Origin of the sequence: Pseudomonas sp. DR48 (assembly GCF_019823085.1) — a bacterium.
In the GTDB taxonomy this organism is placed as follows: Bacteria; Pseudomonadota; Gammaproteobacteria; order Pseudomonadales; family Pseudomonadaceae; genus Aquipseudomonas.
In genome coordinates, this window is record NZ_CP081946.1 from 6,167,308 (window position 1) to 6,182,360 (window position 15,053).

Genomic DNA, 15,053 nt, shown 5'->3' on the forward strand with positions numbered 1-15,053 from the left:
ACCACTTGAAAACTTCCAGCACAGCGCATCTGTTCATTTGATTTCGGCAGATGCGCGTGCTCCTTGCTCATCCCTTATAAAGATGTCCGGGCACTAATCCGGTTTGAAGCCGGGTTTGTTATTGAGTGCGCGCCATTCCTTGATTTCCTTAAGGATGCCTTCCGGACTGTCTTCCTGACCTTCCTTGGGGTAGAAGATGACGTCGGAACGGCCGGGGTGTTCGGTGATTGCCACGAAATGATTTACGCGCTCGATCATGTATTGATCAAACTCATCAGCCGTCAAATCCTCTCCGCCCTCAAAAAGTTCTCGAAGAAACTCCAGAAACTCAGACTCTGTGTAATCTTCGATACGTGAATAACTTTTCATAGCTGCTGACCCCCCTTATGCACTAGAACATGTCGTCTCGGTGTCATTACAACAATGTTGTCCATGTCATACACCGCACCTCCTTGGGCAATCTCCAATTGATGATGGAGCTCGTATTTAACTCGACCTCCGTACTGATCATTTTCAATAGGAAAAGGCGCGTTGCCTTTGCGCAGAAACCTTACGTTTGTGGCATTGAATTGAGTGCTTAAAGTTGAGTCAGCCGCAACTGCCTTCCAAAACGCCTCCCTGAATCGATGAAAATTAGCAAACTCCCTTCCTCTTAACTGGTCTGCAATCTGCGAAGGAATAGGCGCTCCCTTCCCTCTGGCGGCTTCACCGAGCCAAACATGCGAGGCATCAGCTCCCGCCCCTGTAGCCGTACCCGGATCATCCCGCCGATCAAGAAACAGCACATCCGGCGAAGGCAATTCCATATCCGCCGGATACCCAGGAATACTGGCACCGATCTGCCCTTCGTCAACAGCCGGAAACGTCTCGTTTTGGGGTAGGACCGGGATGACCGGAGTGCCGGGATAAACCGCTGGAATCGGCGGTGTGAGCGGAAATGTTGTAGGACCGAGGTGGTCGATACCCGGCGGAACGAGGGGTGTCCAGGTACCCACGCCAACAGGCCGAATTGGCCAGGCCTCAATGGCAGGCAGGATCCCTTGTTGTCCGAAGGCGCTTTGCGGCGTGGTGATACTGATTTTGTCGAGGTTGAAGGGGTTTTCACCGAGCGCTGCGGACTCTTGATAACGCAGTTCGAATTCACGCCTGTCCCCCACCCAGGTACTTTTGGGCGCATAGGGTGCAAAGCCTTGTTCGATGCGCTTTTTGTTCACCTCATCAAATTCGGTGACAAGCGCCGGGTACTCGCCAACCGTTCGCCACAGCGCTTCATCGAAGGCCACGAACGAGTTGATTTCCCGGCCTCGAAACTGATCGCCGATCTGTACCGGAATAGCCGCGCCGCTCGCCTGGCTGGCGGCTTTCCACCAATCGAGGCCGGCGGGCTGACCGGTACCGGTGACGACACCAGACCCCATCGTGGGCAAGCCGAAAGAGAAATAAGTCGGCCGCAGGCCCTGCACGCACACGATGCAATCCTGAATGCGTAGGTCGGCACCCTCCGGGATGTTCTGGACCTGCGGTGTGATCACCGCCAACCCGCCTTGACTCGCCGTTGCCGCTGGAGAGGGAACTTGCGGGGTGAACTGCAATTGCCTGCCGGGGTATCCGGGGATCTCGGCGTTATAAGCCCCGGTCAGTGGATCGAGTACTGCATTGATGACCGGAATATGTGCGCCAATCTGGCCTCCGGTACTGACGGCAATGATCGCGGTGCCTTCTGGCACCGTTTCAGGTTTGAGCCGATAGGCCACTTCAACCGATCCGCCCGCATCAGCGATCGATTGCAGAACACGGCTGTCAGAAAGCCCCAGCGCCTGCGCCGGTACGCCAACTGAGTGAAACAGTCGCCTGCGTTGTTCGGGAGTCAGTTCGCCATTGCCAAGCGTCGGCGAGTACACCATTGCAGTAACAAATGCAGGTCCGGTTCGGGCTGCAATGCGAACAAAATCGCCAAGGAGCCTGCCTGCAGCTTGGGAAGCAGCCTCAATCACCGCCGCTACATCCTGAGCAACAAGAAGAACACCCTCGCGGGTCAAAATCATCCCGCCGCCAGCCGCTATCGGTACGGGCACAGTCAGCGTATTGACCCGCCTGACCCGATCGATTCGCACGTCTTCATCAGCCTGCTGCTTGAACCGGACTCGAGCATCGCGCTGCTCGGCAAACTGACGGAGTGTCTCCCACACCGCTTCCCGCTCACGCCAGACGACGGTCTGCTCGGCATGATGTCTGGCCAGCGCATTGGATTTATCCGTGAGCGCGTTTAGCTGCGCGGATAGCAGCCGGGCTTCGTGGGCCGCGTTGTAGGCGCTTTCCCAAATCTGGTGGCCGTCATTGAGCGCTTGGCCGAACGCCCCGAGTCGTGTCAGGTAATCGTTCGAAGTACGGGTGAATGGATCGTGCCCATCGAAGGATCTGGCAATCGCATTCTTTGCATTGAGCTCTGCGGTTTTGTGGGCGATCAGCCCGTCGATTTCGTTTTTTCCCTTGGTGATGGTGTAGAGCTGCCAACGCTCGCTCGAACCCGTTTCAGGCGGTCGTCGAGCACCCGCGATTTCATGCTCAAGGAATGGCGCGAGTTGATCGGCCTTGGCCGCAAAGCTGCGGTCTACCTCGGCTCTGATGGCGTCATGACGATGGGCCAGCCCAGCGAGAAATTGCTGCAAAGCCTGGAGGCGAGACAACTCTTGAGCCTGCGCCGCGGCGGCTTGAGCTTGGGTTTGAGCTGCTTGGGCATGAGCCTGAGCCTGAGCCGCCGCTGCTTGAGCTTGGGCGTCTGCCTGCAAACGCTCTTTTTCCTTTGCCTGACGAGCGGCTTCTATGGCGCGCTTTCGGGCCCTTTGCTGTTTTTTGTTGGTTCTGCCAAACCCGCCTGAAACCCCTCCGCCGCCAGCCCCTCCACCGGAACCACCGCTTGAAGCGGGCGGTCCCGACCTGATGACGACACTTCCTGAGGATCCATCGTTGAATATTTGTGGTGCCATACAGTCACTCCTTGTCTGTAGGGCACAGCATGTCGGCGCAGCAGTGGTCTGGTGCGGTACATAGTTATCGCGTGGGATTTCCAGCCAGGTGGGCAGCTATCTGAGCGGTGAGCCGAAAGCTAATCTGCACATTCGGATTGCTTTCTTTAGCGGCGTTGTCGATTCAACAAACGGTCATTCGACTACACCTTGAATCAACCACCCTCCAGCGGAGAGAAGACCATGCGATTCATGATCATTGTTAAAGCCAGCCAGGACTCCGAGGCCGGCGTGATGCCCAGCGAAGAACTGATGAGCGCGATGGGCAACTACAACGAGGAACTGGCCAAGGCTGGCATCCTCATTGACTGCGATGGCCTGCAACCGAGCAGCAAAGGTGCCCGGGTGCGCTTCTCGGGCGACAAGCGCACCGTCATCGACGGTCCGTTCGCCGAAACCAAGGAGCTGATCGCCGGCTACTGGATCTGGCAAGTGAAGTCCAAGGAAGAAGCGATCGAGTGGGTCAAGCGCTGCCCCAATCCAATGCCGGGCACTGAAGCCGAGATCGAGATACGCCAGATCTTCGAGGCGGACGATTTCGGCGCGGAGTTCACCCCGCAATTGCGCGAGCAGGAAGAGTGGGTGCGGTCGCAAATGAAGAAGAGCTGAACAACCGAACATTCCCACGTGGGGGCGTGGGAATGTTCAACCGAAAACCTACTTCAACGGACAACACCCTGATTCGTATTAACTTTTCAGTACAAGAAAAATTACAAAAACTTGTACAAAAACCAAGGAATCAGCCTTTCCGACTGGCGAACCCGGTGTTAGCTGCTAACTTCATCAGACGTGTCCTACAGGCTTGATAGGAAAGAAATTAAGCAGTAACGGCCGTCAAATGCCGAGTCGTCCAATGAGCCACGAGAGCACTAAGGCGACGGCCTGCCGCACTTCCCACGATTCTGCGCGACCAACATCACCCTCGTTAAATAAGGAGTTTCCCATGCGTCTTCTCATTCGTGTGGTCGGTTTCAGCCTGATGACGATGTTCGCCAGTTGTGGCGTCGGCGCTCAGGATTTGAAAAACGATACTGACATCTCGGTGCAGCAATACGTCCCGACCGCAGCTCACTTTGACAAAAGCGTGAAGCTTGACGGCATAACGGCCGTGGAATGACGCCCGGAATTGAATAAGGATGTTCTATGTATAAACGCCTGATGCTCACCACACTCTCATTCACCCTGAGCACCAGCGTCTGGGCCGACTTCACCGCCACCCCCGAAGAAGCCCGGGGTATCGCCAAGGAGGCCTACCTGTACGGTTTCCCGGTGGTGGAGATGTACAAGACCCTGTACACCCAGGCCGTGGACAAAAAGAGCGCTAACTTCAAGGCGCCCTTCAACAAGATCGGCAACACCGCCAAGGCGTTCACCGCCAAGGACACCGCCTTCGTCACGCCGAATGCCGACACACCCTACTCGTTCATCTGGATGGACCTGCGCGCCGAACCGCTGGTGCTGACCCTGCCGAAAATCGACGAAAACCGTTACTACTCCGTGCAGTTGATCGACGCCTACACGCAGAACTTTGCCTATCTGGGCACGCGCAGCACAGGCAATAACGGCGGCCATTTCATGATCGCCGGGCCCAACTGGCAAGGTCAGCAACCGGTGAATATGGACCGGTTGCTGCGCAGCGAAACCAACATCGCGTACGCCCTGTATCGCACGCAGTTGTTCGATGACAAAGACCTGGCCAAGGTCAAGCAGATCCAGAAAGGCTACAAGGTCGAGACGCTCAGCCACTACGTCAAACATAAGGCTCCGCCGCCCGCGCCGAAGATCGCCTGGCCGAAACCGACGCCGACCATGAGCGACACCCCGGACTTGTTCCGCTACCTGAATTTCATGTTGGCCTTCGCCCCGGCACAGGACGCCGAAAAGGACCTGCTCGCGCGTTTCAAGAAAATCGGCATCGAAGCCGGCAAGCCTTTCAAGTTGCACGACTACACCGCCGTACAGCGACAGGCCCTGGAGGATGGCATCAGCGATGCCAAGGCCGAATTCGCCCGGTTGAAAAAAGACAAGGTCGATACCCATCAGGTCAGCAGCGGCGACTTCTTCGGTAGCCGCGATCACCTCAACGGCAATTACCTGTACCGCTACGCCGGCGCCAACATGGGGATTTTCGGCAACTCCGCCGAAGAAGCGAATTACATCGGTTATTTCGTCGACAAGGACGACCAACCGGTCGACGCCTCGAAACACGATTACACCCTGCATTTCGACAAGGGCGCCCTGCCCCCCGCCGACGCGTTCTGGTCACTGACGATGTACGACGGCAAGACCAAGCTGCTGGTGGCCAACCCGCTGGACCGCTACCTGATCAACTCGCGGATGTTGCCCGATCTCAAGCGCGATGCCGACGGCGGCCTGACGCTGTACCTGCAGAACAAGGCACCGGCCAACGACCTGCAAAGCAATTGGCTGCCGGCACCCAATGGTCCGTTCTATGGCGTCTTGCGCCTGTACCTGCCAAAACCGGAAGTGAGCAGTGGCCAGTGGCAAATTCCGCCGCTGACACCCGTCGACCCACAAAAACAGTAAGGGGCGTCAGTCATGGTCAGGCCTTTTGTAGTTCGTCCTTTACTGGCCCTGGGTGTGATCGGCGCAAGCCCTCTGAGAGCGGTGTCGGTCGGCCGATCACTGGGCAACTGTTGTTTTCCAATGTCGGGATCGTGCCGCCGGAACCGGGTTGGGTCATGTCTTTCTGCAGCAAGGGCGTGCCGATTTCCGGCGAGATCGGGGTCGTTACAGCCGGCAATCAAACGAAAATCCGGCGCTGCGCCAATTCAAGAAATCCTTGGCTACGCTGCATAAGCGGGCCGAATCCCGCAATGCCGCCGCCCCTCTAGTACTACGACCACTAAACCCTGTCCAAGAGAAGGATTTCCCATGACGAGCCCGATATCGACCCGCCAACGCTACGGGTTGAAACTGCTGTTCGCACTAGCCTTGAGCCTGCCGCTATTGGCGCTGGCCGCCGAGCCCCTGCCGTCATGGAACGACGGACCCTCGAAGAAAAACATCATCGAGTTCGTCCAGGCTGTCACCGACCAGAGCAGCAAGGATTTCGTCAAGCCCGAGGACCGCATTGCTGTGTTCGACAACGACGGCACCCTCTGGAGCGAGCAGCCGATGTACTTCGAATTGTTGTTTGCCCTGGAAGAAGTCAAGCGCACCGCGCCACAACACCCGGAATGGAAAACCACCCAGCCGTTCCAGGCCGTACTGGAAAACGATCACAAGGCCCTGGCGGCCTCCGGCATGGGCGGGATGATGAAAATCTTCGGTGCCACCCACACCGGCATGACCACCGAAGCCTTCGATGACTACGCAAAAACCTGGCTGAGCCAGGCCAAACACCCCAAGACCGGCAAGCTGTATACCGAGATGATCTTCCAGCCGATGCTGGAAATGCTCGACTACCTGCGCAGCCAGAACTTCAAGACCTACATCGTTTCCGGCGGTGACACCGCGTTCATGCGTGCCTTCGCCGAGAAGGTCTACGGCATCCCTCCGGAGCAGGTCATCGGCACCACGTTCGTCACAGCGTTCCAGTACAAGGACGGCAAAGCTTCGATCATTCGCTCGCCGAAACTGGCGCACAACGACGACGGCCCGGGCAAACCCGAAAGCATCGATTCCGTCATCGGCAAACGGCCGATCCTCGCTTTCGGCAACTCCGATGGCGATCTACAAATGCTCCAGTGGACGGCCGCAGGGCCAGGCAAACGGTTCATGGGACTGGTGCATCACACCGACGCCAAACGCGAATGGGCCTACGACCGCCAATCCGACATCGGTCGTCTGGACAAGGCCCTGGATGAAGCAAAAACCCGTGACTGGACTATCGTGGATATGGCTGCCGAATGGCGCCGGGTCTATCCGTTCGATGCCACCACACCCGAGCAAGTGCAATAAAAAAAGCGTAATGCAGGAATGCAAAAAACGGTTGTCGCTTTTGAATGACGTAAGTGAGCAAAAGGAACAAGGCGACGACATCGGCCAGACCAACATCAGCGCCTATTCGATGGGCGTGGTCGGGCCAAGGACTTTTCGACGCGAAACAGGTAGTGTGCGCAAAATCGAATTGCCACTACACCCCGTTTACAGGGATGTTGCCGCGTCGCAGGTTTTCATGGAGTTGCACACGCAATGAGTTGCTGGACCGTCCTTGGTCTGTCGGCCGACGCCGATACGCGCCAAATCAAACGCCAATACGCGGCACTGCTCAAACAGACACGTCCAGACGAAGACCCGGAAGGTTTTCAGCGTCTGCGTGAGGCCTACGAACAAGCGCTGAACATCGAGCAATGGGAGCGCTTGCGCGAGGAAGACTCCAGCGTTGAAGAGTCGTGGGACCTGAGCGGCCTGTCAGTGGTCGAGGTTGATGCGCTGCACGTGGTCACGCGCTCATTGCATAACGTCAGCCGTGACGAGCTCAAACAACGGCATGCCACCGCCGTAGCGCATGGCGCCGTCGATGTCATGGAAGATGCGGTGCTAAGGCATTGCGTCGAGCACACTGACACCTGCGAAGACCTGATCGAGTGGGCGATCGAGACCTTTCACTGGTTTAGCTATCAGCAGCGGCTGGAACTGGATGAAGTCCTGATCGAACAGTTGCAGCAGCAGCGCCAGCACATCGCCGAGCGTCGTGAAGCACCGATCTTTCTGGCCTGGCACCAGTGCCTGGCTGCAGAACCCGCCGCCACGCCGCAGCATCGCGCCGCACGCCTGTTATTGGCACCCCTGAGGTTCAGCCAGCGCCGCGCCCTGGCTCGACGCTTGCGCGACGAAGATTGGGTGCAATGCCGCAAGCTGAGTTCTGCGCTGCACGCCAATCATCCTGATATCTGCGCAAATCTACCCGGCGGCACGCCGTTCTTCTGGCGGGACTGGGAATACGTCTACGACAGTTGGCCGATGTACCTGGGCATTGTCCTCGCCTGCCTGGTCGGCTCCTTTATCCAGTTCGCTCCGTTGGGCACGCGGCTGGGCGGATTGATTGGCGTCACGGTGTTCTGGTCGATGATATTCGCTGCTGGCGGCTGGGTACTCAACTGGATGACAGGGCTAGTCGCCCATCGCTTCTGGTTGCTGGACGATCGATTGAGTGCGCGCCTTTCGCCCTCGCGCGGCCCGCTGCCGTTTGGCGTGCTGCGCGACCTGATTCCCTGTGCAGTCATGACAGCAGGCATCGGCAATGTTTATGGCGTGGTTGGCAGCATCGTTTACGTGAGCACGCTGGCAACCGTCGGGCTGATACGCCGCAGAGAGGTCAAGCCGCGCGTTTCCTGGCAGCACGCCAGCCCCTTGTTCAAACGTTGCTTGATGGGCGCGGGCATTGTGGTCCTGGTTGTAATACTCGGCGTGTTCAAAGTGATCTCAAGCCAAGGCACGGTCAATCGCAACCAGGGCCTGCAACAATGGACCGAACGCTTGTGCAGCCGCATGCCGGTTACCACCAGCGAATGCTACGCCCCGGCCACCGCTGAGCAGTGGTACGGCCAGGAGAAACAGCCATGATTCCGAAATGGCTGTTCCCCATAGCCACCGTCGTACTGCTTATCTTGATAGGGTTGGCCGGCTCCTCGAAATTCGTCGCCCGCATCGACTTGTGGCTGGATAAATACGACGCGCCGCTCACCGCGCAGGCCAATGCGCTAAGCCCGGTGATCGACTGCATCAATCGTGTCGACGTGCATTGGCGAGTGGCCTACGAACTGTACAAATCGCCGAAGCAATCTGAGCAACCAGTGCTTGACTGGATTACCCGCCAGCATGACTTCGACGACAACGGTGCCAGTGATGCGTCCTACCTCCAAAGGGACATCTGCTCGGCAAAAATCAGCGAAAAACTCAAGCTGCTTGAATACGACCCACCGTTGGCGTTAAAAGCCGATGCCTACGCGCAGGCGTTACAGCAAGTAATGCCCCTGACGCAGCAAATCACTTTTTACCGGCAGGCGCGCTTTTCGACCGTCATCAACGAGGTGCAGCCTGCGTTTGCCGACCAGTTCAGAATTAAGGCCGAGGACTACCTCACGGCGTCGACGCTGCTCAGACAGCACGTCGAAGCGCTGGACCTTGAACAGCGACGCGCGCAGCTCAATCTGATCGAAGCGCGTCTGGGCAAGGACATTCACTGGTATTTGCTGGCTTACATGATCCAGGCCAGAGATACCCTGAACCTGGTCACCGAGGGGGTTAAAAATCGAACCCTGACACCCCAGGCCCTGGCCAAAACCACCGCTGAACTGCAACTGGCCTGGGATTACCGGCAGCAGTTCAACCACAGTCAGTTACCAGAAACGCAAAAACGTAACGAAGTCCCCAGTTATCTCTGGTCGCACATTGCCAGGCCGACGCAGACGTATCTGGATGCCTTGAATGCTCTGCACCAGGACTGGCAGAACAAGGCTGAACCACAGCGATTGAGTGATGACTTTTTTGCGGTGACACGAGGGTATGACTCGCTGATCAGCTATTACAACCGACTGGGACGGGCTGAGTATTGAGGATTGGGTCTATCGACACTGGAGCAGTTGTTGAAAACACACGATATTCATCGTTCTCCGAGGTTTTGCTCACAGCCGCCATTTGACAGACACCGATCCTGCGACAAAGCTGCAATAGGCTAGAACGCGCGCCCGACGGCAAACGCACCTGGACTACGGAAGTCGTAATGCCGACACATAAAAATAAAGCAGCACAGCCAACCCCTGATTCGCCAAAATCGCTGACCCATCGTTATCTGTTTCCCGTCACCATCGGTCTGTTGCTGGTGGCGGTGGCGGCAATCGGCTGGTTTCTGTTCAGCAGTTCGCCAGCGCTGCCCAAACCCGTGCCCGTCAGCGCGCCTGCCGCTCAGCCGGCCAAGCCGCAACCCGTCGCCCTGGCGCCGGCGAAGATGGTCGACGAGCAACAATGCCAAGGCTGCCACAGCGAGCAGACGAAAGACTGGCAAGGCTCCCATCACCAATTGGCGATGCAGCCAGCCAATGCCGAAACGATGCTGGGTGATTTCAATAACGTCACGTTCAAGGCAGAAAACGAAACCAGCCGTTTCTCACGCAAGGACGACGGATTTTGGGTCAACACGCCGGGCATCGACGGCAAGAATGCCGACTTCAAGGTCGCCTATACCTTCGGTATTGCGCCGTTGCAGCAATACCTGATCGAGGTCGGCGACGGGCGCTTGCAAGCGCTGGGCGTGGCCTGGGATACCGAGAAACATCGCTGGTTTCACCTCTATCCCGGCCAGGGCGTGAATTTCAAGAGTCCGCTGCACTGGAGCAAACCGAGCCAGAACGCCAACTTCATGTGCGTCGAATGCCATACCACCGGCTTTAAGCGCAATTTCGATGCCGCCAAAAACACTTTTGACAGTCAATGGAACAGCCTCGGTGTCGGCTGTCAGGCATGCCACGGCCCAGCCTCCAATCACCTGGAATGGACGGCGAAAAAGACTGGCTTGATCCACGTGGGTTTTGCGGTGGACCTCAAGGACAAGGACGCTACCGTCGAAATCGAAACCTGCGCCCGTTGCCACTCCCGTCGCGCGCCACTGGACGATGGTTACACCGCCGGCAAACGCCTGATGGACGACTACCTGCCAAGCACCTTGACCCGCGAGTTGTATGCGCTGGACGGCAAGATCAAGGACGAGGTGTTCGAGCACGGCTCTTTTGCCCAAAGCAAAATGTTCGACAAGGGCGTGCGCTGCAGCAACTGCCACAACCCTCACAGCACCGAACTCAAGGCGCCGGGCAACGGCGTTTGCCTGCAATGCCACAACACCGCTGGCAAGACCTCGGTGGCCGGTGTCGACGGCAAGGGGTTGCAAGCGAAGAACTACGACTCGATCGAACACACCCGCCACACCATGGGCCAGCCAGGTTCGCAATGCGTGGATTGCCACATGCCCGGCAAGTTCTACATGGGCAACGACTTTCGGCATGACCACAGCTTCAGCATTCCCAACCCGGAGCGGGCGCAAAAACTTGGTACACCGGACGCTTGCCTGACCTGTCACCAGGGCAAGGCCGGCGACAAGGTCACCGAGCAGTTCAAGCTGTGGAGCAGCAGCTCGCAGGTGCCAACCGCGCCACGTTATGACGAAAGCCTGTGGTTGATTCGCAACGACCAGCCTGGTGCCGCGCAAGCCTTGTACGAACAACTGCAGCGCAGCAATTTGCCGGCGATTCAGCGGGCGACCCTGCTCGGAGAACTGCCGCTGTACCCGAGCGAGCAGGCGCTGAAACTGGCGACCAAAGACCTTGGCAACGCCGCGCCGCAAGTGCGTGAGAGCGCGGTGCGGGCGATCAGCGCGTTCCTGCCGCCACCTGAGCGAGCGCCGTTGCTGACACCGTTGCTGAAAGACCCGGTGAAGGCTGTGCGCATTGGCGCGGCTCGGGATCTGCTTGGCGCCGCCCGTAACGGTCTTGGCGGCGCCCAGGCGAACTGGGAAGCGGCCATCGCCGAGTACGAAGCCGTGCAAAAAAGCCTGCTGGAACGCGCCGAGGCCAACCTCAACCTGGCGATGCTGTATCAGGCCAGCGGTCGCAATGACGAAGTTGAACCGCTGCTGCGTAGTGCACTGAAGCGTGATCCCGATTTCTACCCGGCCCTCGTCACGCTGGTGCAATGGCTGGAGGCCAACGGACGCGGCCAAGAAGCACAATCGCTGTTGGTGCAGAGCCTCAAGGAACATCCCGACGCCGCCCTGTTGCAACATACCCAAGGCCTGTCACTGGTGCGTGCGGGGAAATCCGCCCAAGCCATGCCGGCCTTGCGCAAAGCGGCGCAACTGGAGCCGCAAAACGGCCAGTACGGCTATGTGCTGGCGGTGGCGTTGCATGACAGCGGCAAGGTTGATGAAGCGTGCGCAGAGTTGGAACGACTGCTAAAAGTCCAACCCGCCAATCGCAATGCGCGGTTGTCGCTGATCCAGTACTACCTCGACAGTGGTCAGGAACCGAAGGCCCAAGTGTTGTTGCAATCCTGGAAGAAAATGAACATGGGAGACCCGGCGTTGAAATAATCTGCGACTGGTCCGAAGGACCTTCGCGAGCAGGCTATCCCCCACAAGGGTTCAGCCGTTCTCAGGGGCGAGTTGTGCCAGATACGGCCATGGGTAGATGCCGCGCTCATGGCCGTCGCTGAAGATCAGTTGCAGGCCGTAGCCCTGTGGGTTGAGTTCAATCACGCGGATGCGCTCGTCGACTTTGACCGTCAGCCCCTGCAACCGAAACGCCCGGCATTGCGAACACGGGCACTGACGCCTCAACTCAGCATGATCCAGCCGCTGCTCACGCCCATCCGCCCAGCTCAATCGCAGCTGCTGTTTGCTTTGGGAGTTGCCCACCGCCACCGGGTTCATTGCAGTTGACTCAAGGCGATGCGCACGGCTTTGCGCACTTCCGGGTCGCTGTCGTCTTGTGCGGCCTGCAAGGGCGCGATGGCGCCTTTATCGTTCAGTTCGCCAAGGGCCAGCGCGGCTTCCTTGCGCAGGTTGCTGATGCGGTGGCCGAGGGTGTCGATCAGCGCATCGAGCGCCGGAACGTAACGCAAACGACCGAGGCTGCGGGTGGCGCGCAGACGGACTTGCCAGTAATCGTCGCTCAAGGCTTCGACCAAGGCAGGACCGGCGTCAACGTGGCCGACTTTGCCCAGGGTGGTGGCGGCTTCTTCGCGCACTTGCCAGGCCGGGTCCTGCAATGCCTGGCGCAAGGCCGGCAACACTTGAGCATCGGACGCCAGGCCCAAGGCCCCGGTGGCGGCGCGGCGGACTTCGGTGTCCGGATCGTCGCTGACCAGTTTGGCCAGGGCGGGCAAGGCATCGAGTTGCTTGAGCCAGCCGAGTACGCCCACGGCTTCGCGCCGGACACTGGCGTTTTCATCGTTCAATGCCGCTGCGGCAGCGCCCGCGGCACCGGGGAAACGCAATTCACGCAGAGCCCTGAACGCGGCGATGCGCACGTTGACTTCGGCGTGCCCGGTCCACGGCAGAACCACCCTGCCCGCCGCCTCGCTCTTGAGCAGGCTCAGGCTTTGCGCGGCGGCCGCTTGCACGGCCAAGGAGGGATCGGTCAGGGCCTGGCACAGTGCCTCGACCACTGGCGTGTCTTCCCAAGCTTCAAGCAGGCGCGCGGCCTCGGCGCGGACGTCTTCGGTCGGGTCTTCAGCCAGTCGGTTGACCAGCCACAGCAGACCGTCCGGTTCTTCAAGGTCGGCCAGTTCGATCAGGGCGATCCGGCGCACGCCAGGATCGTCGTCGGTCAGGCGCGGTTGCAGGGCGAGAATGTCGTCGTTGTCGGTTACATCGAATAGAGAGGTCATAGGGCAAATCGCGGCAGTTTGTTTTCAGGAGGCAGTCCGAGAGGGTTCAGGCGTGGTAACTGCCGACCGTCTTCATGACGCAGTAATTCGAGGCAATGGCGTTTCAAGCGGGAAAACTCATGGCTGGTGACCAATTCGGTGGTGCGTGGTCGAGGGAATTCCAGGCGCAGGTCTTCAATGATTCGACCAGGCCGTGAACTCATGACCAGCAGGCGGTCGGCGAGGAACAGCGCTTCGTCGATGTCGTGGGTGACGAACACCACCGTGGTGCGAATCCGCGTCCAGATGTCCAGCAGCAGCTCCTGCATGTTCAGCCGGGTCAGCGCATCGAGGGCGCCGAAAGGCTCGTCCATCAGCAACAGGCGCGGACGGTTGACCAGTACACGGGCGATTTCCACCCGTTGCTGCATGCCACCGGAGAGCTGATCCGGCCAGCGTTCGGCGAAGCCTTCAAGGCCCACCAGCGCGAGGATTTCATCGGCAGCCTGGTGGCGTTCGACCTTGCCGATGCCACGCATTTTCAAGCCGAACGCCACGTTGTCGCGCACGGTTCTCCACGGGAACAGGGTGTGGTGCTGGAACACCATGCCCCGTTGCGGCGACGGGCCAGAAACGTCCGCGCCATCGACTTTCAGGCTGCCGGTGGTCGGCTGCAGGTGCCCCGCCAGTGCGCCGAGCAAAGTCGATTTGCCACAACCGGATGGCCCGAGAATGCACACGAATTGCCCCGGTTCGATCTGGCAGTCGAGGCCTTGCACGGCTTCGAAGGCGTGCTGTGCTTCGCCGAGGACGATGGACAGTTGGCGAATGTCGATCCGCCCCTCAGGGGTTTGCATCATGCTCATCAGGCTTTTCCTCGCGGTCGGTGCCAAGGCGTGAACAGCCCGCCGAGGCGTTTGATCAGCAGGCTGCTGCCCATCCCGAGGACACCGATCAGCAACATACCGACGACGATGTCGGCGTAGTTCTGGAGGGTGTAGGACTCCCAGGTGTAATAGCCGATGCCGTACTGGCCGGAGATCATTTCGGCGGTCACCAGGCAGAACCACGAGGTGCCCATGCCGATGGCGAGGCCAGTGATGATGCTCGGCGCGGCGCCCGGCACAATCACCTCCCACAGAATCGCCCGGCGCCCTGCCCCGAGGCTTTTGGCTGACGCTATCAGGCGCGGGTCGACGCCTTCGACGCCGTGCACGGTGTTGAGCAGGATCGGGAACAGTGCGCCTGTGAAGGTGATGAAAACCATCGACAATTCCGAGGACGGAAACATCAGGATGGCCAAGGGAATCCAGGCGACGGCCGGAATCGGGCGAAGGACTTCCAGCGGTGGCAGCAATACATCTTCGGCCCAGTTCGAGCGCCCGATGGCCAGGCCCAAAGCAATGCCGATGATCATCGCCACCAGGTAACCGGCGAAGACGCGGCCGAGGCTGCTGCTCAGGTGCTGGGCAAGCTTGCCGGAATCACCCAGGCCCAGGGCTGCCTGGATAACGGCCAGCGGCGTCGGCACGTTGGCGAAGGTCACCAGCCCGAGGTTCCAGTGGTGGCTGGCGGCGAGTTGCCAGAATAAAAGGCAGAGCAGCAGTGAAGCGGCTCTTGGTATCCAGCGCAAATATGATCCGTACACAATTCTTCCTCTCAACCGAGATCACTGTGGGAGCGGGCTTGCTCGCGATTGCG

14 protein-coding genes and 1 pseudogene are annotated in these 15,053 nt (G+C 59.0%); 9 read left to right on the forward strand and 6 right to left on the reverse strand.

What is annotated here, in order from left to right; genetic code table 11:
* Window positions 1–93 precede the first annotated feature (93 nt).
* On the reverse strand, window positions 94–369 hold the full coding sequence (locus K5K95_RS27765; protein WP_222587056.1) for a bacteriocin immunity protein: 276 nt from the start codon (window positions 367–369) through the stop codon (window positions 94–96).
* On the reverse strand, window positions 366–2,987 hold the full coding sequence (locus tag K5K95_RS27770) for an S-type pyocin domain-containing protein (RefSeq protein WP_222587057.1): 2,622 nt from the start codon (window positions 2,985–2,987) through the stop codon (window positions 366–368). The genes K5K95_RS27765 and K5K95_RS27770 overlap by 4 nt, the downstream gene beginning before the upstream one ends.
* Before the next feature lie 222 nt (window positions 2,988–3,209).
* Here K5K95_RS27770 and K5K95_RS27775 point away from each other — a divergent pair, with 222 nt between their 5' ends.
* The 9 genes and pseudogenes from K5K95_RS27775 (at window position 3,210) to K5K95_RS27810 (ending at window position 12,075) form a co-directional block, all read left to right on the forward strand.
* A complete protein-coding gene (locus K5K95_RS27775) occupies window positions 3,210–3,635 on the forward strand; it encodes a YciI family protein (RefSeq protein WP_222587058.1) in 426 nt (141 codons plus the stop codon).
* Window positions 3,636–3,969: 334 nt separating this feature from the next.
* The gene (locus K5K95_RS27780; protein WP_222590502.1) at window positions 3,970–4,143 is read left to right on the forward strand and encodes a hypothetical protein; all 174 of its coding nucleotides are present in this window, start codon (window positions 3,970–3,972) and stop codon (window positions 4,141–4,143) included.
* A 26-nt stretch (window positions 4,144–4,169) separates the two neighbouring features.
* Window positions 4,170–5,573 carry a DUF1254 domain-containing protein gene (locus K5K95_RS27785; RefSeq protein WP_222587059.1) on the forward strand — a complete coding sequence of 468 codons (1,404 nt, stop codon included), beginning with the start codon at window positions 4,170–4,172 and terminating at the stop codon, window positions 5,571–5,573.
* A gap of 12 nt (window positions 5,574–5,585) precedes the next feature.
* Window positions 5,586–5,833, forward strand: a pseudogene (locus tag K5K95_RS33700) (transporter); the annotation flags it as partial.
* An 88-nt stretch (window positions 5,834–5,921) separates the two neighbouring features.
* Window positions 5,922–6,950, forward strand: a complete 1,029-nt coding sequence (locus K5K95_RS27790) for an HAD family hydrolase (RefSeq protein WP_222587060.1) — start codon at window positions 5,922–5,924, stop codon at window positions 6,948–6,950.
* A gap of 10 nt (window positions 6,951–6,960) precedes the next feature.
* Window positions 6,961–7,188 (forward strand): hypothetical protein, encoded by a 228-nt coding sequence (locus K5K95_RS27795; RefSeq protein ID WP_222587061.1) that lies wholly within the window; start codon window positions 6,961–6,963, stop codon window positions 7,186–7,188.
* A complete protein-coding gene (locus K5K95_RS27800) occupies window positions 7,185–8,558 on the forward strand; it encodes a J domain-containing protein (protein ID WP_222587062.1) in 1,374 nt (457 codons plus the stop codon). The genes K5K95_RS27795 and K5K95_RS27800 overlap by 4 nt, the downstream gene beginning before the upstream one ends.
* On the forward strand, window positions 8,555–9,550 hold the full coding sequence (locus K5K95_RS27805) for a DUF3829 domain-containing protein (protein ID WP_222587063.1): 996 nt from the start codon (window positions 8,555–8,557) through the stop codon (window positions 9,548–9,550). The genes K5K95_RS27800 and K5K95_RS27805 overlap by 4 nt, the downstream gene beginning before the upstream one ends.
* Before the next feature lie 167 nt (window positions 9,551–9,717).
* Window positions 9,718–12,075 (forward strand): tetratricopeptide repeat protein, encoded by a 2,358-nt coding sequence (locus tag K5K95_RS27810; protein ID WP_222587064.1) that lies wholly within the window; start codon window positions 9,718–9,720, stop codon window positions 12,073–12,075.
* A gap of 51 nt (window positions 12,076–12,126) precedes the next feature.
* Here K5K95_RS27810 and K5K95_RS27815 read toward each other — a convergent pair whose 3' ends face one another.
* From K5K95_RS27815 to K5K95_RS27830, 4 genes are read right to left on the reverse strand one after another with little or no spacing between them, the layout of a single operon-like run.
* Entirely contained in the window at window positions 12,127–12,414 is a 288-nt protein-coding gene (locus tag K5K95_RS27815) for a DUF971 domain-containing protein (protein ID WP_222587065.1), read from the reverse strand.
* Window positions 12,411–13,373 carry a HEAT repeat domain-containing protein gene (locus tag K5K95_RS27820; protein ID WP_222587066.1) on the reverse strand — a complete coding sequence of 321 codons (963 nt, stop codon included), beginning with the start codon at window positions 13,371–13,373 and terminating at the stop codon, window positions 12,411–12,413. The genes K5K95_RS27815 and K5K95_RS27820 overlap by 4 nt, the downstream gene beginning before the upstream one ends.
* The gene (locus K5K95_RS27825; protein WP_222587067.1) at window positions 13,370–14,218 is read right to left on the reverse strand and encodes an ABC transporter ATP-binding protein; all 849 of its coding nucleotides are present in this window, start codon (window positions 14,216–14,218) and stop codon (window positions 13,370–13,372) included. Before K5K95_RS27825 ends, K5K95_RS27820 begins: the two co-directional genes overlap by 4 nt.
* Entirely contained in the window at window positions 14,218–15,000 is a 783-nt protein-coding gene (locus K5K95_RS27830; RefSeq protein WP_222587068.1) for an ABC transporter permease, read from the reverse strand. The genes K5K95_RS27825 and K5K95_RS27830 overlap by 1 nt, the downstream gene beginning before the upstream one ends.
* Window positions 15,001–15,053 lie beyond the last annotated feature (53 nt).

Coding starts and splice junctions, on each gene's coding strand:
- K5K95_RS27825 (WP_222587067.1), bottom strand. CDS start 14,218: ATGAGCATGATGCAAACCCCTGAGGGGCGGATCGACATTCGCCAACTG.
- K5K95_RS27810 (WP_222587064.1), top strand. CDS start 9,718: ATGCCGACACATAAAAATAAAGCAGCACAGCCAACCCCTGATTCGCCA.
- K5K95_RS27780 (WP_222590502.1), top strand. CDS start 3,970: ATGCGTCTTCTCATTCGTGTGGTCGGTTTCAGCCTGATGACGATGTTC.
- K5K95_RS27795 (WP_222587061.1), top strand. CDS start 6,961: ATGCAGGAATGCAAAAAACGGTTGTCGCTTTTGAATGACGTAAGTGAG.
- K5K95_RS27820 (WP_222587066.1), bottom strand. CDS start 13,373: ATGACCTCTCTATTCGATGTAACCGACAACGACGACATTCTCGCCCTG.
- K5K95_RS27790 (WP_222587060.1), top strand. CDS start 5,922: ATGACGAGCCCGATATCGACCCGCCAACGCTACGGGTTGAAACTGCTG.
- K5K95_RS27805 (WP_222587063.1), top strand. CDS start 8,555: ATGATTCCGAAATGGCTGTTCCCCATAGCCACCGTCGTACTGCTTATC.
- K5K95_RS27770 (WP_222587057.1), bottom strand. CDS start 2,987: ATGGCACCACAAATATTCAACGATGGATCCTCAGGAAGTGTCGTCATC.
- K5K95_RS27775 (WP_222587058.1), top strand. CDS start 3,210: ATGCGATTCATGATCATTGTTAAAGCCAGCCAGGACTCCGAGGCCGGC.
- K5K95_RS27815 (WP_222587065.1), bottom strand. CDS start 12,414: ATGAACCCGGTGGCGGTGGGCAACTCCCAAAGCAAACAGCAGCTGCGA.
- K5K95_RS27785 (WP_222587059.1), top strand. CDS start 4,170: ATGTATAAACGCCTGATGCTCACCACACTCTCATTCACCCTGAGCACC.
- K5K95_RS27800 (WP_222587062.1), top strand. CDS start 7,185: ATGAGTTGCTGGACCGTCCTTGGTCTGTCGGCCGACGCCGATACGCGC.
- K5K95_RS27765 (WP_222587056.1), bottom strand. CDS start 369: ATGAAAAGTTATTCACGTATCGAAGATTACACAGAGTCTGAGTTTCTG.